Raw genomic sequence first — 21,421 nt, 5'->3', positions numbered from 1 at the left:
CGACCATGCCCGCCGGCGAACCGGCCCCGGCGCCGAAGACCTCCGGCGCCAGCATCGAGCTGGAGAACCTCACCAAGATCTACCCGGGCAACCCCAACCCGGCCGTCGACAACGTCAACATGGAGATCAAGGCCGGCGAACTCATCATCTTCGTCGGGCCCTCCGGGTGCGGTAAGTCCACCACCCTGAAGATGATCAACCGGCTGATCGAGCCGACGAGCGGCCGGATCAAGATCGGCGGCGAGGACGTCACCGACATGGACCCGGTGAAGCTGCGCCGCAAGGTCGGCTACGCGATCCAGTCCTCCGGGCTCTTCCCGCACATGACGGTCGCCCAGAACATCGCCCTCGTACCGAAGATGGTCGGCTGGTCGAAGTCGAAGGTCTCGGCGCGGGTGGAGGAGATGCTCGACCTCGTCGGGCTCGACGCGGGCGAGTTCCACAACCGCTACCCGCGCCAGCTCTCCGGCGGTCAGCAGCAGCGCGTCGGCGTGGCCCGCGCGCTGGCCGCCGACCCGCCGGTCCTGCTGATGGACGAGCCGTTCGGCGCCGTCGACCCGATCACCCGTGACCACCTCCAGGACGAGCTGATCCGGCTCCAGCACGAGCTGCACAAGACGATCGTGTTCGTCACCCACGACTTCGACGAGGCGATCAAGCTCGGCGACCGGATCGCGGTGCTGCGCGAGCACTCGCACATCGCCCAGTTCGACACCCCGGAGGCAATCCTCACCAACCCGGCCGACGACTTCGTCTCCGGGTTCGTGGGCGCGGGCGCGGCGCTGAAGCGGCTCAACCTCAGCCGCGTACGCGACGTGGAGGTCACCGACTATCCGACGGTGAGCGTCGACGACCCGCTCCAGGACATCTTCAACAAGCTGCGCGCGGCCGGCACCAACGAACTGCTGCTGCTCGACCGGCGCGGCCGCCCCTACAAGTGGCTGCGGCGCGGCGACCTGATGCGCGCCAAGGGCTCGCTGGCCCGCGCGGGCACCCTGGTCCACGACACGGTGACGTACGACGCGACGCTGCGCGACGCGCTTGAGGCGGTCCTCACCGACAACGCGGGCCGGGTCGCGGTCACCGGCCGGCGCGGCGAGTACGAGGGCGTCGTCGACATGGAGACGCTCATGAACTCCGTGCACGAACTCCTGGAGGCCGACCGCCTGGAGGCCATCGAGAGCCAGCACGAGCTGGAGGAGACCCGCGCCCAGCAGACGCAGGCGGAGCAGGAGGGCACCACGGCCCCGGACGGGGAGGCGCAGGCGTGAGTGAGACTCCGTCCGGCAAGCACCGCAAGGGCGCGCCCCCGAAGGGGACGCGGCCCGACGGCGAACACGAGGTCATGGGCCTCGCGTTCCGCGACGACGGCGAGGACGCCACCGACCGGGAGGCGACACCGCCCGCGGCACGGGAACCGCGCCGCCTCACCTGGCAGAAGCTGACGTTCCTGCCGCTGCTGGTGGCGGTGGTGCTGCTGATCACCTGGCTGTGGTTCCGCAACGCCGACCTCGACACCATCTCGAAGAACGCGCTCTCCGACGGCCAGGTCTGGAAGGACCTCAAGCAGCACATCGAGCTGACCGTCATCTCCACGTTCTTCGTGCTGATCATCGCGATCCCGCTGGGGATCCTGCTGACCCGCAAGATGTTCCGCAAGGCGACGCCGTTCGCGCTCGCCCTCGCCAACATGGGGCAGGCCACCCCGGCGATCGGTCTGCTGGCCCTGCTGGTGATCTGGCTGGGCACCGGGCAGCGGTCCGCACTGATCGGCATCATCATCTACGCGATCCTGCCGGTGCTCTCCAACACGATCGCGGGCCTGAAGGCCAACGACCCGACCCTCATGGAGGCGGCGCGCGGCATCGGCATGTCGCCCGCGATGGTGCTGGCCCGGGTGGAGCTGCCGCTGGCGGTGCCGCTGATCCTGGCCGGGGTGCGCACCGCGCTCGTCCTCAACGTCGGCACGGCCACCCTCGCGGTGTTCGGCGGCGGCGGGGGCCTCGGCACGCTCATCCAGGCCGGCATCACCAATCAGCGCATGCCGATCCTGCTGCTCGGCTCCATCCTGACGATCGCGCTCGCGCTGCTGGTGGACTGGCTGGCGTCGCTGGCCGAGGTGCTGCTCAGCCCGCGCGGACTGGAGGCGCGAACATGAAGCACCGCGTACGCGTGACCGTGGCGGCGGCCGCCGGGCTCGCCCTGCTCGCCGGGTGCGGGCTGACCAGCGGCAGCCCGATGGTCGACGACGTCTCCCCCGGCTCCATCGGCAAGGGCGAACCGCTCAAGGGCGCCGACCTCGTCGTCACCTCCAAGGAGTTCACCGAACAGCTCGTCCTCGGCGCGATCATGGGCATCGCCTTCCAGGCGGCCGGCGCCGACGTCATCGACCGCACCGGCATCCAGGGCTCGGTCGGCGCCCGCGAGGCCATCAAGTCCGGCGACGCCGACGCCATGTACGAGTACACGGGCACCGCCTGGATCACGTACCTCGGCAACTCCGATCCGATCACCGACCCGCAGAAGCAGTGGCAGGCAGTGAAGGACGCGGACGCCAAGAACGGCATCACGTGGCTGCCGCCCGCCCCGCTGAACAACACCTACGCGCTCGCCATGAACCAGGCCAACTTCAAGAAGTACGGCACGAAGACCCTCTCCGAGGTCGCCGCGCTCGCGAAGTCCGACCCGAAGGCCGTCACGGTCTGCGTGGAGAGCGAGTTCGCCAACCGGGCCGACGGTCTGCGGGGCATGGAGAAGACGTACGGGATGAGCATCCCCGCGTCGAACATCACGCAGATGGACAGCGGCATCATCTACACGCAGGTGCAGAAGGGCAGTTGCACCTTCGGCGAGGTGTACACCACCGACGGCCGCATCAGGTCGATGAACCTCCAGGTCATGGAGGACGACAAGCACTTCTTCCCGAACTACAACGCGGCTCCGGAGATCAACTCCAAGGCGTTCGAGAAGTATCCGAAGATGGCCGATGTCCTCGACCCGATCTCGAAGAAGCTGACCAACGCGGTCGCCCAGGACCTCAACGCCAAGGTCGACGTGGACGGCGACGACCCGCACCAGGTGGCCCTGGACTGGATGGTGAAGGAGGGCTTCGTGAAGGAGGGCGGCGACTAGACGCGGATACGGTTCAGCACGTCGGGACCGAGCCGGACTTCTTCTCCAGGTCCGTCAGCGCGGTGACCGCGCCCTTGAGCGTGGTCACCGGGATCAGCCGCATCGACTTCGGCGCCGATGCCTTGGCGTCCGCGCACTCCGCCTTCGGTACGAGGAAGATCGTGGCGCCGTCGCGGTCGGCGGCCTGCACCTTCATCGAGACGCCACCGACGGCGCCGACCTTGCCGTTCTCGTCGATCGTGCCGGTGCCCGCGATGGACTTGCCGCCGGTCAGGTCGCCGCCGCTGCCGTCGCCGTCGAGCATGTCGACGATGCCGAGCGAGAACAGCAGGCCCGCGCTGGGGCCGCCGACGTCGCCGAGCTGGAGGGTGACCCGGACGTCCTTGCTCGCGTCGCCGAGGTAGGCGAGCGCGGCCTCGGTGGCGGCGTCCTGGGAGCCCTTCATCTCCTGCTGGTTGTGCTTCTCGATCTCCTTGGTGGAGTCGCCCGCCGGGTACACGGCGTCCCGCGGCATGACCGCGCGGTCGTCCCGGAACCAGCTGTCGACCACGTCCGAGAGGTGGATCGAGGCGTCGGGGCCCGTCGCCAGGATCGTCACCGCGCGCAGCTGGCCGCTGGTGTCGCGGGTGCCGGCGCCGGAGATCTTGATCACCGGCTTGCCGTCCGACGTCCCCAGTACGTTCGTCGTGGGGCCCGGCTGGGCGACCGAGAACGGGAGCGGGGCCAGGGCGGTGATCGCGAGCAGCGCGATCACCGGGAGCGCGCAGAGGGCGAGGGCCTTGGGTCGGCTGAGGCGATTGAGCACGGCCCCAATCTAACGCGACCGGCGATCGACCTTCGTCCGCGGCTCCGGTGGCCGCTTCTCGCGCAGTTCCCCGCGCCCCTGAAACGAGCTCCGCTCGTCCAGGGGCGCGGGGAACTGCGCGGCCAGCCACGACGAGAGCCGCGGACGAAAACCGGTCAGCGCAGGGCGTCCGAGACCTCTCGGGCGGCGTCCAGGACGCGGGGGCCGACGCGTTCGGGGACGGCGTCGGCCAGCATGACGACGCCGACACTGCCCTCCACCCCGCTCACCCCGAGAAGGGGCGCCGCCGCGCCACTGGCCCCGGCCTCCAGCTCACCGTGGGTCAGGGTGTAGCCGGTCTCGGGCAGCACCCCCTGCCGGGCGCCGAGGATGGCGCGCCCGGCGGCCCCCCGGTCCAGCGGGTGCCGGAAGCCGGTGCGGTACGCCACGTGATAGTCGGTCCAGGTCGGCTCCACGACAGCGACCGCAAGGGCTTCCGTACCGTCGACCAGCGTCAGATGAGCCGTCGCCCCGATGTCCTCGGCGAGCGAGCGCAACGCCGGCAGCGCGGCCTCCCGCACCAGCGGATGCACCTGCCGCCCCAGGCGGAGGACGCCGAGCCCGACCCGGGCGCGGCCACCCAGATCACGGCGGACGAGAGCGTGCTGCTCAAGCGTGGCGAGCAGACGGTAGACGACCGTGCGGTTGACGCCGAGCTTGTTGGAGAGCTCGGTCACGGTCAGCCCGTGGTCGGTGTCGGCGAGCAGTTTGAGGACGCGCAGTCCCCGGTCGAGCGTCTGGGAGGTCTCCGCGGTCACGACGCCCACTCCTTAGTGGTGAGGGTCGGCGGTCCCTGCCCGGCGGTCGCGCCGCCGGTCCCGTGGCGACGCGCGTCAGAGGCCGCCGGTCGGATATCAGGCGCTGGGCTGCATACGGCTGCATGCGACCACTTCTGCGTACGTTCCACATTCCGTGCGTACCGGCTGCGCTCCGCGGCGGCGCTGCCACGGGGCGTGTGCGTCCCCGGAATCTAGCGAGATCGTCCCGCTGAGCGGAAGACTCCGTCCAGAATCCGGTCAGCCGGAAGCCGGACTTGTGAGCGATTGCCCGCACTTGCCACCCGGGTTTGCCGCGACCGCGTTCACACCCGGGTTCACCGCGTCCCGGTTCACTGCATCCGGGTCGCCCACTCCTGGACCTTGGTGATCCGCTGCCGCAGCTGCCCGGCGGTGGCCTCGGCGCTCGGCGGGCCGCCGCAGACCCGGCGCAGCTCGGTGTGGATGACGCCGTGCGGCTTGCCGCTCTGATGCACGTACGCGCCGACCATCGTGTTGAGCTTCTTGCGCAGCTCCATCATCTCCTTGTGGGAGACGACGGGCCGCCGCTCGGCGGGCAGCTCCAGGAGGTCGGCCTCGGTGTCGGGCTTCTTCTTGCTGTGCGCGATCTGCCGGGCCTGCCGCTTCTGGAGGAGCAGCTGCACCTGGTCGGGTTCGAGCAGGCCGGGGATGCCGAGGTAGTCCTGCTCCTCCTCGCTGCCGGGGTGGGCCTGCATGCCGAACTCGGCGCCGTCGTAGAGGACGCGGTCGAAGACGGCCTCGGACTCCAGGGCCTCGAAGGAGAACTGCTCCTGCTCGCCGGTGTCCTCGTCCTCCTGCTTGTTCGCCTCGTCCATCTCCTTCTCGGACTCGGCGTAGGGGTCCTCCTCCCCCTCCTTCTTCGGCTTGTCGAGGACGTGGTCGCGCTCGACCTCCATCTCGTTGGCATGGCCGAGCAGGTCGGGGACGGTCGGAAGGAAGACGGAGGCGGTCTCGCCGCGCCTGCGCGAGCGCACGAAACGGCCCACGGCCTGCGCGAAGAAGAGCGGGGTGGAGATGGTGGTGGCGTACACGCCGACCGCGAGACGCGGGACGTCGACGCCTTCCGACACCATGCGGACGGCGACCATCCAGCGGTCCTCGCTCGCGCTGAAGTCGTCGATCCGCTTCGAGGCGCCGGTGTCGTCGGACAGCACGACGGTCGCCTTGGTGCCGGTGATCTCGCGGATCAGCTTGGCGTAGGCGCGGGCCTGCTCCTGGTCGGAGGCGATGACGAGGGCGCCCGCGTCCGGGATGCCCTTCCTGACCTCGGTGAGCCGGGCGTCGGCGGCGCGCAGCACGCTCGGCATCCACTCGCCGCGCGGGTCGAGGGCGGTGCGCCACGCCTGGCTGACGGCGTCCTTGGTCATCGGCTCGCCGAGCCGGGCCGCGATCTCGTCACCGGCCTTGGTGCGCCAGCGCATCTGGCCGCTGTAGCTGAGGAATATCACCGGCCGGACGACGCCGTCGGCGAGCGCGCTGCCGTAGCCGTAGGTGTAGTCGGCCGAGGAACGGCGGATGCCGTCGTTGCCCTCCTCGTACTGGACGAAGGGGATCGGGTTGGTGTCGGACCGGAACGGCGTACCGGTCAGCGCGAGGCGCCGGGTGGCGGGCTCGAAGGCCTCCAGGCACGCCTCGCCCCAGGACTTGGAGTCGCCGGCGTGGTGGATCTCGTCGAGGATGACGAGCGTCTTGCGCTGCTCGCTGCGGTTGCGGTGCAGCATCGGGCGCACGCCGACACCCGCGTACGTGATGGCGACGCCGTCGTACTCCCTGCTGAGCGGGCCCGCGCTGTACTCCGGGTCCAGCTTGATGCCGACGCGCGCGGCCGCCTCCGCCCACTGCTTCTTCAGGTGCTCGGTCGGCGCGACCACGGTCACCTGCTGCACGACGTGGTGGTGCAGCAGCCAGGAGGCGAGGGTGAGCGCGAAGGTGGTCTTGCCGGCGCCCGGGGTCGCGACCGCGAGGAAGTCGCGGGGCTGCTCCTGGATGTACCGCTCCATCGCCCCCTGCTGCCAGGCACGCAGCTTGTTGGCCGTGCCCCAGGGGGCGCGGCCGGGGAAGGCGGGTGAGAGGTGGCTGGACGGGGTCGGGGCGGCGGTGGGTGCGGTGCTGGGGGCGTCGTTGGCGGTGGTCACGGTCTCCGGCTCGGCAGATCGGGGGCGTATGACAACCGGTCCACCCTACCGGTGGCGAGGTTGACGTTTCCGCCTCACCAGGCCGGGCGGGCGCAGGTTGGGACGTGCGTCACAGATCAACTCCCCGCATTTCACCGGTAGTCAGCCGGCGGTCACCGGCGCGTCCTCGCCGGTCGCGGGGGCCCGCAGCCGCGTCGCCACGGCCACGCCGATCAGCGCGACGGCCGCCATCGGCAGGAACACGGCGACGAACGCGGCCGGGTGCGCGCCGCCCGCGCCCTGGGCCACCCCGTGGCCGACCGCTCCCCCGCCGAGGGCCGCGAAGGCGGCGCCGCCCGCCGCGAGCAGCAGGGTGTTGGAGAGGCCGTCGGAGATCTGGAGGGCGGCGGAGTTCGTGCCCGCCTCCTCGGGGGCGGACAGCTGGAGCAGCAGCACGCTGGTGGCGGAGGTCACGATGCCCATGCCCAGGCAGCCGTACGCCCAGGCCACCGCGGTCAGCCACACCGGTACGTCGTCGAGCAGGACCAGCGGCACGGTGGCGATGGCAGCGGCGACCAGCACCATGCCGACGGCCGCGAGCCGCTCGCGGTGCGGCTCCATGCGGGGCCTGGCCTGCGCCCACGAGCCGATCGCCCAGGTGGCGCCGCCCGCGGCGAGCGAGAGCCCGGCCAGCGTCGGGGAGACGCCCCGCTGGGTGACGAGCATCAGCGGCACGAACGACTCGGCCGCGATGAACGAGCCCGCCGCGATCCCGCGCAGCAGCACCACGGAGGGCAGTCCGCGCACGGCCCGGTAGGTGCCGCGCGGCAGCAGTCCGAGCACGGACGGTACGAGGAGGGCGGCTCCGGCGAGGCCCGGCAGGACGGAGAGCGGGCGCAGGTCCTGGGCCGCGTACTGGATCAGTCCCGCGCCGGCCGAGATGCCGAACGCGAGCCGGATCCGGCGCCGCTCGAACGGCTCCGGCGCCCGGCCCTCGGGCGATCCGCCCGCCTGCCGCCGAATGTGCGGCAGGGCGAGCCCGAGAGGTGCCAGGACCAGGACCGGGATGCCGAGGAAGACCCAGCGCCAGCCGAGGTGCTGGGTGACGGCCCCGGCCGCCAGCGGCCCCACGACCGACGGCACGACCCAGGCCGCCGCGAACGCCGCCAGGATCGCGGGGCGCAGCCGCGCCGGGTAGGCCCGGCTGACGACGACGTACAGCGCGACGATGACGAGCCCGCCGCCGAGGCCCTGCACGGCGCGGCCCACGATGAACGTCCACATGTTCGCCGCGGTCCCGGCCAGCAGGAGCCCCGCCGCGAACGCCCCGATCCCGGCGCCGACGGGCCCGAGCGGCCCGCGCCGGTCGGCCCACTGCCCGGCGAGGACCATGCCGAAGAGGCTGGTGGTGAAGTACGCGGAGAACGCGAAGGCGTACAGCGCCACCCCGTCCAGGTCCCGCGCGGCGACCGGCATCGCGGTCCCGACGGCGGTCGCCTCGAAGGCGATGAGCACGATGACCGTGACGATGCCGATGCTCAGCGCGCGATACCCGCGCCCGAGCACGCCGCCTCGGTCGGGGTCGGGAACTGCGGTGTCCGGGGCTGCGGGGCCGGCGTCGTCGAGAGCGGTCATGCCGATCAGCGTAAGAGGCAAAACCCCACCTGACCCCTGTCCGGAGTCGGTCCCGCCCTGGTCCCTTGGTCCTACGCCCGTCCATTCATGAACGGCGTGTGGCAGTCCCGTTGCGGGGCGCGCGGAACCCTTGAGGCGGGCGGGGGCACGCTCTACGGTCGAGGACATCAGCAAGAGCTTGGCCGTATGCCCGAGTGGCTTAGGGATTCGCCTGCAAAGCGAAGCACACCGGTTCGATTCCGGTTACGGCCTCTGAAGAGGAACCCCGGCACCTGACAAGGTGCCGGGGTTCTTCCGTACTCAGCCCGCTACGAGGATCACGCCTCCGCCGACGACGATCACGGCGAAGACGACGAACGCGAGCACGAAGAGCAGCAGCTTCCCCGGGGACGGGGCGGGCTCGTAGGCCCGGGGCTGCTGCGATTCGGGATCGGGCGGCGTCACGACTGGGGCTCCATCACCGGTGCCGGGTCCGGGGTCACCACCGCTGCCTGGGGGCGGATCGGGAGGCGGTTGACCGGGCGGCCCGTCGCCGCGCGGACCGCCGAGGCGACCGCGGCCGGGGAGGCGACCACCGGGGCCGCGCTCGCCGCCTTCGCGCCGAAGGGGGCCACCACGTCGCGCTCCTCCACGAGCTTCACGATGCGGATGTCCGGGGCGTCCAGCGACGTGGGCAGCGCGTAGCCCGTCAGGTCGGGGCGGCGCACGATGCCCTTCGGGGTGCGCAGGTTCTCGGTGAGGGCCGCGCCGACGCCCTGGGTGACGCCCGCCTCGATGCGGGCGGCGAGCTGGCCGGGGTTGAGGATGCGGCCGACGTCCTGGGCCACGGCGAGTTCGACGACCCGGACCGAGCCGATCTCGATGTCGACGTCCACGACCGCGCGGATCGCGCAGAAGGCGAGGCCGACGAAGGCGTCGCCCTGGCCCTGCGCGTCCAGCGGCTCGGTCGGGTGCGGGCGGCACTGGGCCGTCGCCCACAGCTCCTTGCCGTCCATGGCCTCCTGGACCGTGGTGGACAGCACACCGTCGTACGAGGTGATCTTGCCGTCGGCGATCTGGAGCAGCTCCGTGGACATCCCGAACTTGTGGGCCAGGGGCTGGAGGAGCTGGGTGCGGACCATCTTCGCGGCACGTTCGACCGCGCCGCCGGAGACCCAGGTGTGGCGGCCGCGGCAGCCGGGGCCCGCTGGGGGCTGGTCGGTGTCGACGGGGGCCACGTGGACCTCGTCGATACCGAGCGTGTCCTGGACGATCTGGCGGGCCAGCGTCGAGAAGCCCTGGCCGGTCTCGACGGCCGCGCAGATGACGGTGGCGACGCCGTCGTGGACCTTGACCGTGGCCGTGGAGACCTCGTCGGCGCCCTCGGCGCCGAGCATGTGGACCATGCCGATGCCGTAGCCGACCCCGCGCCGGACCGCGCCGGGCTCGCCCGCGCCCTCGGGGCCGCCGGGCAGCAGCCAGTCCTCCTCGGGGGTGTCCTTGGGCAGCGCGGGAAGCGGGAACTCCCGTACGGCGTCGAGGAGTTCGGCCACCGGCGCCGGGCAGGTCACCGTCTGGCCGGTGGGCAGCACGTCACCGGTCGCGAGGACGTTGCGCATGCGCAGCTCGGCCGGGTCGACGCCGGTCTTCTTCGCCAGCTTGTCCATCTGCGCCTCGTAGGCGGCGCAGACCTGCATGGCACCCTCGCCCCGGACATGCCCGGACGGCGGGTTGTTGGTGCGCACCGCCCAGCCCTCGATCGAGGCGTGCGGGACGACGTAGGGGCCGCAGGCGAAGGCGACGGCCGCCGCGAGCGCGTCCGACGACGTGTCCGCGTAGGCGCCCGCGTCCAGCAGGATCTGCGCCTCCACCTTCACCAACTTGCCCTCGGCGTCGGCGTGGTGACGGTACCTCAGCAGCGTCGGGTGGCGGTGCGGGTGGCCGAGGAAGGACTCCTCGCGGGTCGCCGTCAGCTTGACCGGGCAGCCCGTGTGCAGGGCCAGCAGGCCCAGTGGCAGATGGAAGCTCGGGTCCTCGCGGTCGCCGGTCGCGCCGGGCACCCCGGTGACGACGACCTTCACGCGCTCCGGCTCCAGGCCGTAGCGGGCCGCCGCCGCGTCGCGGTCGCCGTGCGGGTCGTTCGACGCGATGTACAGCTCCACGCCGCCGTCGGGGCGCGGCACGGCGAGCCCCGCCTCGGCGCCGATCGGCGCCGGGTCCTGGCGGCCGATGCGGTACAGGCCCTCGACGATGACCTCGCCCTGGACCTCGGCATCGCCGTGGACCAGCGGGATGTGCCGGACCAGATTGCCGTCGGGATGCAGGGGCTCGGCGCCGAAGGACTGCTCCGGGTCCGTGACCGGTTCGAGGATCTCGTACTCGACGATGATCGCCGCCGCGGCCATCCGGGCCGTGTCCGGGTGGTCCGCCGCGACCGCCGCGAGCGCCTCGCCGTGGTGGCGGACGACGTCGGAGGCGAAGACCGGGCGGTCCGCGGTGCGGTGGCCGGCCGGCGGGCCGCCGGGCACGTCCTCGTGCGTGACGACGGCGCGCACGCCGGGCATCTCGCGCGCGTGGGTGGTGTCGATGGAGACCACGCGGGCGTGCGCGTGGGGCGAACGCAGGATCGCCGCCCACAGGAGCCCTTCGGCCCACAGGTCGGCGGCGTAGGGGAAGGTGCCCTCCGCCTTCGCTCTGGCCTCCGCCGAGGGCAGGGTCGTGCCCAGGCCGTGCGGGATCCCCTCCGCTTCCGGGGACAGGCCCGCGGGGGCCTCGGTGGTCTCGTTCGTCACGCCTGGCCTCCGTCCTGGAACAGGTCACCACTGGCCGGTCCCGCCTGCCGCGGGATGCGGGGCTCCTCGTCCTCCTGGCCGCCCTGACCGTCCTGCTCGGCCCGGTCGGCCTGTTCGGCGGCCGCCGCGCGGGCGGACGCCCGGCGCTCGGCCGCCACCTCGCGCACCGCGTCCAGGACGCCGCGATAGCCGGAGCAGCGGCACAGGTTGCCGCAGAGCGCCTTGCGGGTCTCCAGATCGGTGGGGTCGGGATTGCCCTCCAGCAGGTCGTGCACCGTCATCGCCATGCCGGGGACGCAGAACCCGCACTGGACGGCACCGCACGCGGCCAGCGCGCGCTGCACGTCGGAGGGCTGCCCGTCCTCGGCCAGCCCTTCGACGGTACGGACTTCACTGCCCGCCGCGGTCGCCGCCGGGACCAGGCAGGAGGCGACGAGGCGGCCGTCCACCTGCACGTTGCACGCGCCGCACTCGCCCTGCGAGCAGCCGTCCTTGGCGCCCGCGAGGCCGAGGCGTTCGCGCAGCACGTACAGGAGCGACTCGCCGATCCAGGCGTCCGTGACGGGGCGGTCGGCGCCGTTGACCCGCAGCACGTAACTGGCGAGGGGGTGGTCGTCGTGGAGGGGGACGGCCGCGGGCTCGGGCTCGGCTTCCGGTTCGGGCTCGGGTTCGGCGGCCTGCTCGGGCAGGACCGTCTCCTCGTCCGCCGGGGCGGCGGGCCGCTCCGCGGTCTCGGGCTCCTCGACGGCCGGCTCGGGCTGCTCGTCCACGGCCGGTTCGGGCTCCGGCTCGGGCTCGGGCTCCTCGGCAGGCGCGTCCGGCACGGGGGCGGGCGCCTCCTGGGCCCAGGCCCGCGCGGACACCTCGGGCTCGGGCTGCGGCTCGGGCTCCGGTGCCTGCGGCTCCGGGGCGGGGTCCTGCGCCCAGTCCTGCGTCGCCCACGGCGCGGGCGCGCCGCCCGGCAGGGTCGCGGGCGGCATCCGGTCGGCCCACTGGGAGGCCAGCGCGGAGGTCGTGAACTCCCCCGACTCGTCGGGGAGTTCACCGCCCGCGACGGGGATCGACCACTGCCCGGTCTGCCCCTGCGCGGCCTCGGCGACACCGCCGGCGTACGGATCCTGGCTGCCGGCCTCGGGCCAGCCGGCATCGGCGCTCCCGGCGCCCTGCGCGCCGTCGGCGGGCTGCGGGGCCGCGCCCGTGAGGTCCGGCGGCAGCACCCACACGCCGGTCGCCGCGGGGTCGGCACCGGCGGCGCCGGTGGCCGGGCTCACCGTTATCTGCGGCGGGACGTACCCGTGACCCGGCGCGGCGAGCGGCGCGTCCGGGAAGCCGTCGGGCGGCAGCTGGACGAAGGCCGTGGCGTCGGAGTCGTACTCGCCCTGCGGCAGCGGCTGCCAGCCGTCCCGCCGACCGTGCGGGTCGTGCGGGTCGTGCGGGTCGTGCGGGTCGTGCGGGTCGCGTCCGGGGTACTCGTTCGTCACGACAGCGCCCTCCCGAGTGCACGTCGGGCCAGGGCGGCGACGGTGCGCCGCAGATGGGTCACGGCGGGCGGCAGCGCCTCCTGCGTGCCGTCCGGGGCCGGAGCCGGGTCCGGGATGCAGGCCGCGGCGACGTACTCGCCGAACGCCTGGATCGCCTCCGGCACGAGCGCGCCGCGCTCGCCGTCCCAGTCGATGAGCGAGGCCACCCACTGCTCGGCCTCCAGCGGCCGCAGCGGCATCGGCGCGATCGCGCCGACCGCGCAGCGCACCCCGCGCCTGGCCGGGTCGAGGACGAGCGCGACGGAGGCCGTCGCCCGCCCGGGGCCGGTCCGGCCGGTCGCCTTCAGGAACACCTGCGGCGCGTGCAGCAGCGGCACCCGCACGAAGCCGATCAGCTCGCCGGGCCGCAGCATCTCCATGCCCGCGAGCAGATGCGAGACGGGGACCTCGCGGCGCGCGCCGCCGGGCCCCGCGATGATCAACGTGGCTTCCAGCGCGGCCAGTACGGGCAGGGCGTCGTTGGTCGGGGCGGCCGAGGCGATGTTCCCGCCGAGCGTGCCCGCGTTGCGGATCTGGGGCGGGCCCGCGGCGCGGGCGGACGCGGCGAGGGCCGGGATGAGCGCGGCGAAGTCGGGGCGGCCCATGCGGGCGTGGGTCAGACCGGCGCCGAGCAGCGCGTGGCCGTCCTGGTACTGCCAGCCGCGGATCTCGCTGATCCGGCCGAGGCCGACCAGCGCGGCGGGACGGAGTTGACCCGCGTTGACCTGGGCCATGAGGTCGGTGCCGCCGGCCACGGGCACGGCTGTGGGCAGCGCGGCGAGCGCCGCGACCGCCTCGTCCAGCGAACCCGGAAGTACCGCGGCCTGTGTCGCCTGCGGTGCGTGCGTGGTCAAACCGGCTGCCCCTTCCCGATGTCCGGCCGCGCGCCCGGCGGTGCGCCGGTCCCCGCGTGGTCCGCGTGTGACCGCCGTTCCCGCCGTTACGCCTGTTCCGCCGTACGGTACGTGCTGACAGGCCCGACGTGGCAACTCTGGCACATCTTCCCCGGAGCCCGGAGAGGGGGTCCGGTAGGAGGCATTCGCCCCTTCCACCTGGGAGATGACCGAAATGACAGCGCATCGCCCGTGCGCACGAATTGGCACTCTTCGGTGATGTATGGGGTGACGTGGGAACCCCCGTCGCGGTGGACCCGGGAGGCCCACCGCGAGAGGTCGGTTCACACGGCCGGCGGCGGGCCCTCCAGCGGGCGGCCGAGCACGCCGGGGCGCTGCTGCCAGGGCAACGGGCCGCCGGGGCGCCGGTAGTCGACGCCGAGGGCGTCAAGTCGCCGGTAGTGGGCGGTCATCCGGCGCTCGAAGTCCGCGTAGTCGCGCTCCCCGGGCTCCGGCAGCTCGCTCCAGGCGACCTCGCTGAAGGCGGTGAGCCGCGGGAACGTCTGGTAGTCGACGCGCTGCGCGTTCTCCGTCACCTCGGTCCAGATGTTGGCCTGGGTGCCGATGACATGGCGGGCCTCCTCCTCGGTGAGCTGCGGCGGAACCGGCTCGAAGCGGTAGACGTCCTCCAGGGTGCGGACGTACGCGATGGGGACGGGTTCGTCGGCGCCGTCGGACTGCCGGTAGTCCAGATAGACCTGCTGGAGCGGGCACATGACGACGTCGTGGCCCGCGCGTGCGGCGGTGATCCCGCCCTCGTAGCCGCGCCACGAGGAGACGGTCGCGCCGGGCGCGAGCCCGCCCTCCAGGATCTCGTCCCAGCCGACGAGCCGGCGCCCGCGCTCGCTCAGCCAGGTGTCGAAGTGCCGGATGAACCAGGACTGGAGCTCGTCCTCGTCCTTCAGGCCGAGCTCGGCGATCCGGGCCTGCGCGGTGGGCGAGGCCCTCCACTGGTCCTTCGGGCACTCGTCCCCGCCGACGTGGACGAAGGTCGAGGGGAACAGCTCCAGGAGCTCCTCGAAGACGCCCTCGTAGAAGCGCAGGACGGTCTCGGTCGGGGCGAGGACGTTGGGGTTGACGCCCCAGGTGTCCCAGACCGGCAGCGCCGCCGTGTCGACGACGTCGGTGTTGCCGAGTTCCGGGTAGGCGTGGATCGCGGCCTGCGAGTGGCCCGGGATGTCGATCTCGGGGACGACGGCGATGTGCCGGGCGTGGGCGTAGGCGACGATCTCGCGGATGTCGTCCTGGGTGTAGAACCCGCCGTGCGGCTTGTCCTCCCACAGCTCCGAGGCCCGGTGCCCGTACTTGGTCCGGGTGCGCCAGGACCCGTCCTCGGTGAGCTTCGGATAGCGCTTGATCTCGACGCGCCAGCCCTGGTCGTCGCTGAGGTGGAAGTGGAAGACGTTGAGCTTGTGCGCGGCCAGCAGGTCGATGAAGCGCAGCACGCCGTCCTTCGGCATGAAGTGCCGGGCGACGTCGAGCATCGCGCCGCGCCAGCCGAAGCGCGGGCCGTCCTCGATGTCGGTCAGCGGCAGCCGCCAGGCGCGGCCGGGCAGCGGCGCGCGCCGGAAGGCGTCCGGGCCGAGGAGCTGGCGCAGGGTCTGCGCGCCCCAGAACACCCCGGCCGGCGAGCCGCCCCGCAGGTCGACCCCGCGCGGGGTGACGGAGAGCCGGTAACCCTCCGTCGGCAGCGTGTCGTCGACGGACAGCCGGACGAGATCGTCGCCCTCGGCCCGGGGCGCGAGGTCGAGCCCGGTCGCGGCGCCGACCGTGGCGCGCAGCCAGCGGGCGGTGTCCTCGGTGCCCGCGCCGGCGGCGATCCCGGTGTCCTCGCCGACCGCGAGGTACTGATCGCCGTAACTGGCCACCGATCGGGGGGCCGGAATCAGATCCATGAAGCTCAGTCCTTAACCGCGCCGCCGAGCCCGGACACCAGGCGCCGCTGTACGAGTACGAAGAAGACCAGTACCGGAATGGTCATCACGGTCGACGCTGCCATGATTCCGCCCCAGTCGTTCTCGTCCGGTTTGAAGAAGACGAGCAGGGCCATCGGAAGCGTCGACTGAGAGGTGTCGCTGATGATGAACGACTTCGCGAACAGGAAGTCGTTCCAGGTGGAGATGAAGGAGAAGACACTCGTCGCCACCAGGCCCGGGAAGACCAGCGGAAAGAGGATCTGCCACAGGAAGCGGGAACGGCTCGCGCCGTCCAGGTAGGCGGCCTCCTCCAGGGCCTCGGGCACGGCTTTGACGAATCCGCGCAGCATCCAGATCGCGAACGGCAGCGAGAACGCGAGATGCGGCAGGATCAGCGAGCCGAGCGTGTTGAGCTGCCCGAAGTCCCGCATGAGGAAGAACAGCGGAATGGTCAGGGCCTCGACCGGCACCATCTGCGCGACGAGGAACATGATGAGCAGCGTCGTACGGAACCGGAATCGAAAGCGCGTCACCGCCGTCGCCGCGAGAAACGCCACGAGCGCCGAGATCACCACGACCGTCCCCGCCACGATCAGGCTGTTGACGAAGTAACGGCCGAATTCCTCCTGTTGGAAGACGCGGCGGAAGGAGTCGAGCGACGGATCGAGGGTCCAGGGGCGCGGCTCGGTCGATTCGATCTCCCCGGCCGGTTTGAGGGCGCTGAGCACCATCCAATAGAGGGGAAAGGCGACGACGAGCGCGATCAGCAGCGCGGACGCCTCCGCGGCGAGCCGCCAGGGCCGTTGGATTCTCACAGTTCCCTGCCCTCTCTGCGCATCAGCCGCAGATAGACGAGCGTGACCACGAGCAGGATCACGAGCATCACGACCCCGATGGCCGAGCCGAGGCTGTACTCGCTTCCGGCGAACGCCTTCTGGTACGCGTACACGTTGAGGACGAGGTTCTGTCCGGCGATGCCGCCGCCGCCCGTCATCACGTAGATCTGGGTGAAGACCTTGAAGTCCCAGATCACCGACTGGATGGTGACGACGACGAGAATCGGCCGCAGCATCGGCGCGGTGACGGAGCGCCAGGTCCGCCACTGCGAGGCCCCGTCGAGGGAGGCCGCCTCCAGGACCTCGCCCGGGATGGCGCGGATGCCCGCGTACACGGTGACCATCACGAACGGGAAGGAGCACCAGACCACTTCGAGCAGGACCAGCGCGAAGGCGCTGTAGCGGCCGTACGTCCACGAGAAGTCGCCGAGCCCGAGGACCTTGTTGACCGGGCCGAAGTCCGCGTCGAAGAGGAACATCCAGACGGTGGAGCCGGTGATCGCCGGGGTGGCCCAGGCGCCGAGCGCGGCCAGCATCAGGGCGAGCCGGGGCACGGCCCGCACCCGCGTGAGCAGCACGGCCAGCGCGCAGCCCACCAGGAGCGTGGAGACGACGCAGGCCCCGGCGAACAGCACGGTGGCGAGCAGCACCTGCCAGAACTGGCTGTCGGAGAACAGCTCCTGGTAGTTGCCGAAGCCCCGGAAGGTGGTCTGGGCACCGCCGCTGACCTGCGCCTGGGTGTACTCCAGGAACGAGATCAGGCCAAGCTGGTAGATGGGATAGACGAGCAGTCCGCCCAGCAGGACGAGCGCGGGGGCGAGATAGAGCCAGGGCGCCCATCTCCCGCCCCGCGCGTGCACGGAGCTCACCCGGCGGCCCCGAACGCGGCGTCCATCTTCTTCGCGGCGTCCCCGGAGGCCGCCTTGACGTCCTTACGGCCGCTGACGATCTCCTGGAACATGGTGGGCAGGACCTGGGAGGCGTCGATCTGCGCCCAGCCGGGCGAGGCGGGCACGAACTTCGCGCCGGCGCCGAGGGTCTTCACGAAGGGCGCGACGAACGGCTCCTCCTTGGCGACGTCCTGGCGTACGTCGGTGTAGGTCGGCAGGAAGCCCATCCCGGAGAACAGGGCGCGCTGCGCGTCCTTGCCGGCGAGCTGCTTCATGAGGTCGACGGCGAGGGTGCGGTGCGAGGTGCTCTTCAGGACGCCGATGTTGTTGCCGCCGGCGAAGGCGGGCGCGATGTCGCCCTGCTTGACGCCGGGCAGCGGCACGACGGCGTACTTGCCCTTCACCGCCCCGTCCTCCATGGCCTGGTGGCTGAAGTCGCCGCCGATGGCCATGGCGGCCTTGCCGGAGGCGAAGGCGGTGACGGTGTCGTTGCCGCCCATCGCGGCGCACTTGGCGGCGGGACAGTTGGTGTCGCCGAAGAGCGAGGTGTACGCCTTGATGCCCTTCTGGGCGGCGGGGCTGTCGATCGCCGAGGTGTACGAGTCGCCCTTCTTGTCGGCGAGTTCGCCGCCGTTGGCCCAGATGAACGGCATCGCACCGTAGGTGTAGGCGCCGCCGACCGCGAGCCCGTACAGCTCGGGCTTCTCCTTGTGGATCTTCTTGGCGGTGGCGACGAGTTCTTCCTGCGTCTTCGGCACGTCGACGCCGAGGTCCTTGAGGACGTCGGTGCGGTAGTAGAGGGCTCGTACGCCGACGAAGTAGGGGGCGCCGTAGATCTTCCCGTCGACGGTCACCGACTCCTTGGCGGTCGGGTCGGTGTCGGCGGCCTCGTCCCAGGCGCCGAACTCCTTCGTCACGTCCGCGAGTCCGCCGTCCTTCACGTATCCGGCGGTGTCGGTGTTGCCGTACTCGATGACGTCGGGAGCGCTCTTCGGGTCGTTGAAGGCGGCCTTGATCTTCTCGGCGCGGGTCTCGACGGGTATGTACTCGATCTTCACCTGCGCGCCGTCGTGCGCCTTCTCGAAGGTGTCGACGGCCGCGTCCATGACCTTCTTCTTGGGGCCGTTGTTGACCTCCTGGAAGAGCCAGACGCGCAGCGTGCCGCTCTTGTCGTCCTTCGCGGAGTCGCCGCCGCCGGACGTGCCGGGAGCGCACGCGGCGCCCGCGGCGAGCACAAGGGCGGTGAGCGGAAGGGCTGTTCGGGCAAGGGGCTTCATCGGAAACGCCTCCGAATAGTCGTTGCAACATACGCAATGGCTGTTTCGCTGTGCACAACAGGACGGAGGCTAGAAGGACTGGACCATTGAGCGCAATGGTTTACGGGCAACACAAAGGCCCCCGGCGTGCGTCACCGCACACCGGGGGCCTCGTCCGACAGAGGAGGGAGGGGCTACTTCTTGCCGCCGCCGTCCTTGCCCTTGTCCTTGTCGCCGCCCGAACCCATGGACTCGTAGATCTCCTTGCACATGGGACAGACGGGGTACTTCTTCGGGTCACGGCCCGGCACCCACACCTTGCCGCAGAGCGCCACGACAGGCGTGCCGTCCAGGGCGCTCGCCATGATCTTGTCCTTCTGGACATAGTGGGCGAAGCGCTCGTGATCGCCGTCACCGTGCGACGTCTGCGGCGTCGGCTCTACGAGGGTCCCCGTACCTGTCCCGCGCTCGGGCTCAAGAGTGCTCATAACCGCCAAGGGTACTTAAGCCTGCCCCCAGGGCGAAGAGTCGCCAGGGCGCTTAGTTGAGCGAAGGATCGTCCGGATACGTCGCCACCATCGCCAGCTCGCTGCGCTGGCGTCGCAGCACCGCCCGCCACAGCCCCTCCGGCCGGGTCGCCGAGACGTCCCCGGGCTCCGACTCGACGACGTACCAGGCGCCCTCGGACAGCTCCTCCTGCAACTGGCCCGGCCCCCAGCCCGAGTACCCGGCGAAGATCCGCAGCGAGCCGAGGGCCGCCGCCAGCAGTTCCGGCGGCGTCTCCAGGTCGACGAGGCCGATCGCGCCGTGCACCCGGCGCCAGCCGAGCGGCCCGTCGGCCGAGGCGCCGCCGGGGATCACCGCGACGCCGAGCGCCGAGTCGAGGGAGACGGGACCGCCCTGGAAGACGACGCCCGGCTCACCGGCCAGCTCGCCCCAGCCCTCCAGGATGTCGCCGACGTCCACCGGCGTCGGCCGGTTCAGGACGACACCGAGCGAGCCCTTCTCGTCGTGGTCGAGAAGCAGCACGACCGCCCGGTCGAAATTCGGGTCCGCGAGGGCGGGTGTGGCCACGAGCAACCGCCCTGTGAGCGAGGACACCTCGGTCATGCCAGACATGATCCCGCATCTGCACGCCGTACGGGGAGCCGTGCGCAACTCCCGTATGCATGCAGGTCGGCGCGCATGGAAGCGGAAGGGGCGCACCGGACGGAACGGTCACCCCTTGTGCCCGACGGGGAACGTTTCGTGTTGTAGCGAAGTCATGACGCTTCAGGCCGACCGCGGGCTTACGGAACAGGGGGAGGCGGCCCTTACCCTTGTCCCTTGGTCCCCTGCCCACCTCTTCGGAACGCGAGATTCATGACCGTCACCGGCATTGACGACGTACTGCTTGTCCACGGCGGAACCCCGCTGGAGGGCGAGATCCGTGTCCGCGGCGCGAAGAACCTCGTGCCCAAGGCCATGGTCGCGGCGCTGCTCGGCAGCGCTCCGAGCCGGCTGCGCAATGTCCCCGACATCCGCGACGTGCGGGTCGTACGCGGACTGCTGCAGCTGCACGGTGTGACGGTCCGCCCCGGTGAGGAGCCGGGCGAGCTGGTGATGGATCCCTCGCACGTGGAGTCGGCGAACGTCGCCGACATCGACGCGCACGCGGGCTCGTCCCGTATCCCCATCCTGCTCTGCGGACCCCTGCTGCACCGCCTCGGCCACGCGTTCATCCCGGGCCTGGGCGGCTGCGACATCGGCGGCCGGCCGATCGACTTCCACTTCGAGGTGCTGCGCCAGTTCGGCGCCACCATCGAGAAGCGGGCCGACGGCCAGTACCTGGAGGCCCCGCAGCGGCTGCGCGGCACCAAGATCCGCCTCCCGTACCCCTCCGTGGGCGCCACCGAGCAGGTCCTGCTCACGGCCGTCCTCGCCGAGGGCGTCACGGAGCTCTCCAACGCCGCGGTGGAGCCGGAGATCGAGGACCTGATCTGCGTCCTGCAGAAAATGGGCGCGATCATCGCGATGGACACCGACCGCACCATCCGCATCACCGGTGTCGACCAGCTCGGCGGCTACACGCACCGCGCGCTCTCCGACCGCCTGGAGGCCGCCTCCTGGGCCTCCGCCGCGCTCGCCACCGAGGGCAACATCTACGTCCGCGGCGCCCAGCAGCGCTCGATGATGACGTTCCTCAACACGTACCGGAAGGTCGGCGGCGCCTTCGAGATCGACGACGAGGGCATCCGCTTCTGGCACCCCGGCGGCCAGCTCAAGTCGATCGCGCTGGAGACGGACGTCCACCCCGGTTTCCAGACCGACTGGCAGCAGCCGCTGGTCGTGGCCCTGACGCAGGCCACGGGCCTGTCCATCGTCCACGAGACGGTCTACGAGTCGCGTCTGGGCTTCACCTCGGCCCTCAACCAGATGGGCGCGCACATCCAGCTCTACCGCGAGTGCCTGGGCGGCTCCGACTGCCGCTTCGGCCAGCGCAACTTCCTGCACTCCGCCGTCGTCTCCGGGCCCACCAAGCTGGAGGGCGCCGACCTGGTCATCCCCGACCTGCGCGGCGGCTTCTCGTACCTGATCGCGGCGCTGGCCGCGCAGGGCACGTCGCGGGTGCACGGCATCGACCTCATCAACCGCGGCTACGAGAACTTCATGGAGAAGCTCGTGGAACTCGGCGCCAAGGTCGAACTCCCCGGCAAGGCGCTCGGCTAGCCGCCTGTACCTCGATGGGGGCCGCCCGGGATTTCCCGGGCGGCCCCCATCGCCGTTTCCGGCCACCGGGCTGCCACGAGGGCCTCGCGGCCGTCTGCGGGCCGGTGG

18 protein-coding genes and 1 tRNA gene are annotated in these 21,421 nt (G+C 71.6%); 5 read left to right on the top strand and 14 right to left on the bottom strand.

Annotation, left to right across the window (positions count from 1 at the left end; translation table 11 throughout):
• The first annotated feature begins 5 nt into the window (after positions 1-5).
• The 3 genes from K377_RS13925 to K377_RS13915 all read left to right on the top strand — a co-directional run bounded on the left by K377_RS13925 (position 6) and on the right by K377_RS13915 (position 3,132).
• On the top strand, positions 6-1,271 hold the full coding sequence (locus tag K377_RS13925; RefSeq protein ID WP_111663734.1) for a betaine/proline/choline family ABC transporter ATP-binding protein: 1,266 nt from the start codon (positions 6-8) through the stop codon (positions 1,269-1,271).
• Positions 1,272-1,345: 74 nt separating this feature from the next.
• Positions 1,346-2,158 carry an ABC transporter permease gene (locus K377_RS13920; protein WP_111663735.1) on the top strand — a complete coding sequence of 271 codons (813 nt, stop codon included), beginning with the start codon at positions 1,346-1,348 and terminating at the stop codon, positions 2,156-2,158.
• Positions 2,155-3,132, top strand: a complete 978-nt coding sequence (locus K377_RS13915) for a glycine betaine ABC transporter substrate-binding protein (protein ID WP_111663606.1) — start codon at positions 2,155-2,157, stop codon at positions 3,130-3,132. Before K377_RS13920 ends, K377_RS13915 begins: the two co-directional genes overlap by 4 nt.
• Positions 3,133-3,145: 13 nt before the next feature.
• On the opposite strand, the gene K377_RS13910 is transcribed toward K377_RS13915, so the two are convergent.
• The 4 genes from K377_RS13910 to K377_RS13895 form a co-directional block, all read right to left on the bottom strand.
• Positions 3,146-3,937 carry a S16 family serine protease gene (locus K377_RS13910; protein ID WP_111663605.1) on the bottom strand — a complete coding sequence of 264 codons (792 nt, stop codon included), beginning with the start codon at positions 3,935-3,937 and terminating at the stop codon, positions 3,146-3,148.
• 155 nt (positions 3,938-4,092) lie between these two features.
• The gene (locus tag K377_RS13905) at positions 4,093-4,734 is read right to left on the bottom strand and encodes an IclR family transcriptional regulator (RefSeq protein WP_111663604.1); all 642 of its coding nucleotides are present in this window, start codon (positions 4,732-4,734) and stop codon (positions 4,093-4,095) included.
• Between the two features lie 350 nt (positions 4,735-5,084).
• A complete protein-coding gene (locus tag K377_RS13900) occupies positions 5,085-6,908 on the bottom strand; it encodes a DEAD/DEAH box helicase (RefSeq protein WP_111663603.1) in 1,824 nt (607 codons plus the stop codon).
• 141 nt (positions 6,909-7,049) lie between these two features.
• A complete protein-coding gene (locus K377_RS13895; RefSeq protein WP_111663602.1) occupies positions 7,050-8,522 on the bottom strand; it encodes an MFS transporter in 1,473 nt (490 codons plus the stop codon).
• 180 nt (positions 8,523-8,702) lie between these two features.
• Between K377_RS13895 and K377_RS13890 the strand changes: the two genes are divergently transcribed.
• Positions 8,703-8,774 (top strand) — tRNA-Cys (locus K377_RS13890).
• A 48-nt stretch (positions 8,775-8,822) separates the two neighbouring features.
• Here the strand turns inward: K377_RS13890 and K377_RS41660 are convergent.
• From K377_RS41660 to K377_RS13845, 10 genes are all read right to left on the bottom strand, one after another.
• On the bottom strand, positions 8,823-8,966 hold the full coding sequence (locus tag K377_RS41660; protein WP_161195185.1) for a hypothetical protein: 144 nt from the start codon (positions 8,964-8,966) through the stop codon (positions 8,823-8,825).
• Entirely contained in the window at positions 8,963-11,293 is a 2,331-nt protein-coding gene (locus K377_RS13885; RefSeq protein ID WP_111663601.1) for a xanthine dehydrogenase family protein molybdopterin-binding subunit, read from the bottom strand. The genes K377_RS41660 and K377_RS13885 overlap by 4 nt, the downstream gene beginning before the upstream one ends.
• Positions 11,290-12,774 carry a 2Fe-2S iron-sulfur cluster-binding protein gene (locus K377_RS13880; protein ID WP_111663600.1) on the bottom strand — a complete coding sequence of 495 codons (1,485 nt, stop codon included), beginning with the start codon at positions 12,772-12,774 and terminating at the stop codon, positions 11,290-11,292. Before K377_RS13880 ends, K377_RS13885 begins: the two co-directional genes overlap by 4 nt.
• The gene (locus K377_RS13875; protein ID WP_111663599.1) at positions 12,771-13,667 is read right to left on the bottom strand and encodes a xanthine dehydrogenase family protein subunit M; all 897 of its coding nucleotides are present in this window, start codon (positions 13,665-13,667) and stop codon (positions 12,771-12,773) included. Before K377_RS13875 ends, K377_RS13880 begins: the two co-directional genes overlap by 4 nt.
• Positions 13,668-13,990: 323 nt before the next feature.
• Positions 13,991-15,601 carry a beta-N-acetylhexosaminidase gene (locus K377_RS13870; RefSeq protein WP_111663598.1) on the bottom strand — a complete coding sequence of 537 codons (1,611 nt, stop codon included), beginning with the start codon at positions 15,599-15,601 and terminating at the stop codon, positions 13,991-13,993.
• Between the two features lie 5 nt (positions 15,602-15,606).
• On the bottom strand, positions 15,607-16,437 hold the full coding sequence (locus tag K377_RS13865; protein ID WP_111663597.1) for a carbohydrate ABC transporter permease: 831 nt from the start codon (positions 16,435-16,437) through the stop codon (positions 15,607-15,609).
• Positions 16,434-17,327 (bottom strand): carbohydrate ABC transporter permease, encoded by an 894-nt coding sequence (locus K377_RS13860; RefSeq protein ID WP_258395033.1) that lies wholly within the window; start codon positions 17,325-17,327, stop codon positions 16,434-16,436. The genes K377_RS13865 and K377_RS13860 overlap by 4 nt, the downstream gene beginning before the upstream one ends.
• Positions 17,324-18,625, bottom strand: a complete 1,302-nt coding sequence (locus K377_RS13855) for an extracellular solute-binding protein (RefSeq protein WP_111663596.1) — start codon at positions 18,623-18,625, stop codon at positions 17,324-17,326. Before K377_RS13855 ends, K377_RS13860 begins: the two co-directional genes overlap by 4 nt.
• Positions 18,626-18,798: 173 nt before the next feature.
• Positions 18,799-19,092, bottom strand: a complete 294-nt coding sequence (locus K377_RS13850; RefSeq protein WP_181512560.1) for a DUF3039 domain-containing protein — start codon at positions 19,090-19,092, stop codon at positions 18,799-18,801.
• A 52-nt stretch (positions 19,093-19,144) separates the two neighbouring features.
• Positions 19,145-19,714, bottom strand: coding sequence for a YqgE/AlgH family protein (locus tag K377_RS13845; protein WP_111663594.1), 570 nt, complete (start codon positions 19,712-19,714; stop codon positions 19,145-19,147).
• A gap of 252 nt (positions 19,715-19,966) precedes the next feature.
• Between K377_RS13845 and murA the strand changes: the two genes are divergently transcribed.
• On the top strand, positions 19,967-21,313 hold the full coding sequence (murA, locus tag K377_RS13840; RefSeq protein ID WP_111663593.1) for a UDP-N-acetylglucosamine 1-carboxyvinyltransferase: 1,347 nt from the start codon (positions 19,967-19,969) through the stop codon (positions 21,311-21,313).
• Positions 21,314-21,421 lie beyond the last annotated feature (108 nt).

It is taken from the genome of Streptomyces sp. PsTaAH-137 (assembly GCF_003259365.1).
Classification (GTDB): domain Bacteria; phylum Actinomycetota; class Actinomycetes; order Streptomycetales; family Streptomycetaceae; genus Streptomyces.
Note: the sequence above shows the minus strand (reverse complement) of the source record. Positions and strands in the feature narration are given on the sequence as shown.

Bases quoted from the DNA above. Each gene is read 5' to 3' on its own strand.
- K377_RS13870 (WP_111663598.1), bottom strand. From the start codon at position 15,601: ATGGATCTGATTCCGGCCCCCCGATCGGTGGCCAGTTACGGCGATCAG.
- K377_RS13895 (WP_111663602.1), bottom strand. From the start codon at position 8,522: ATGACCGCTCTCGACGACGCCGGCCCCGCAGCCCCGGACACCGCAGTT.
- murA (WP_111663593.1), top strand. From the start codon at position 19,967: ATGACCGTCACCGGCATTGACGACGTACTGCTTGTCCACGGCGGAACC.
- K377_RS13915 (WP_111663606.1), top strand. From the start codon at position 2,155: ATGAAGCACCGCGTACGCGTGACCGTGGCGGCGGCCGCCGGGCTCGCC.
- K377_RS13925 (WP_111663734.1), top strand. From the start codon at position 6: ATGCCCGCCGGCGAACCGGCCCCGGCGCCGAAGACCTCCGGCGCCAGC.
- K377_RS13920 (WP_111663735.1), top strand. From the start codon at position 1,346: ATGGGCCTCGCGTTCCGCGACGACGGCGAGGACGCCACCGACCGGGAG.
- K377_RS13850 (WP_181512560.1), bottom strand. From the start codon at position 19,092: ATGAGCACTCTTGAGCCCGAGCGCGGGACAGGTACGGGGACCCTCGTA.
- K377_RS13855 (WP_111663596.1), bottom strand. From the start codon at position 18,625: ATGAAGCCCCTTGCCCGAACAGCCCTTCCGCTCACCGCCCTTGTGCTC.
- K377_RS13845 (WP_111663594.1), bottom strand. From the start codon at position 19,714: ATGACCGAGGTGTCCTCGCTCACAGGGCGGTTGCTCGTGGCCACACCC.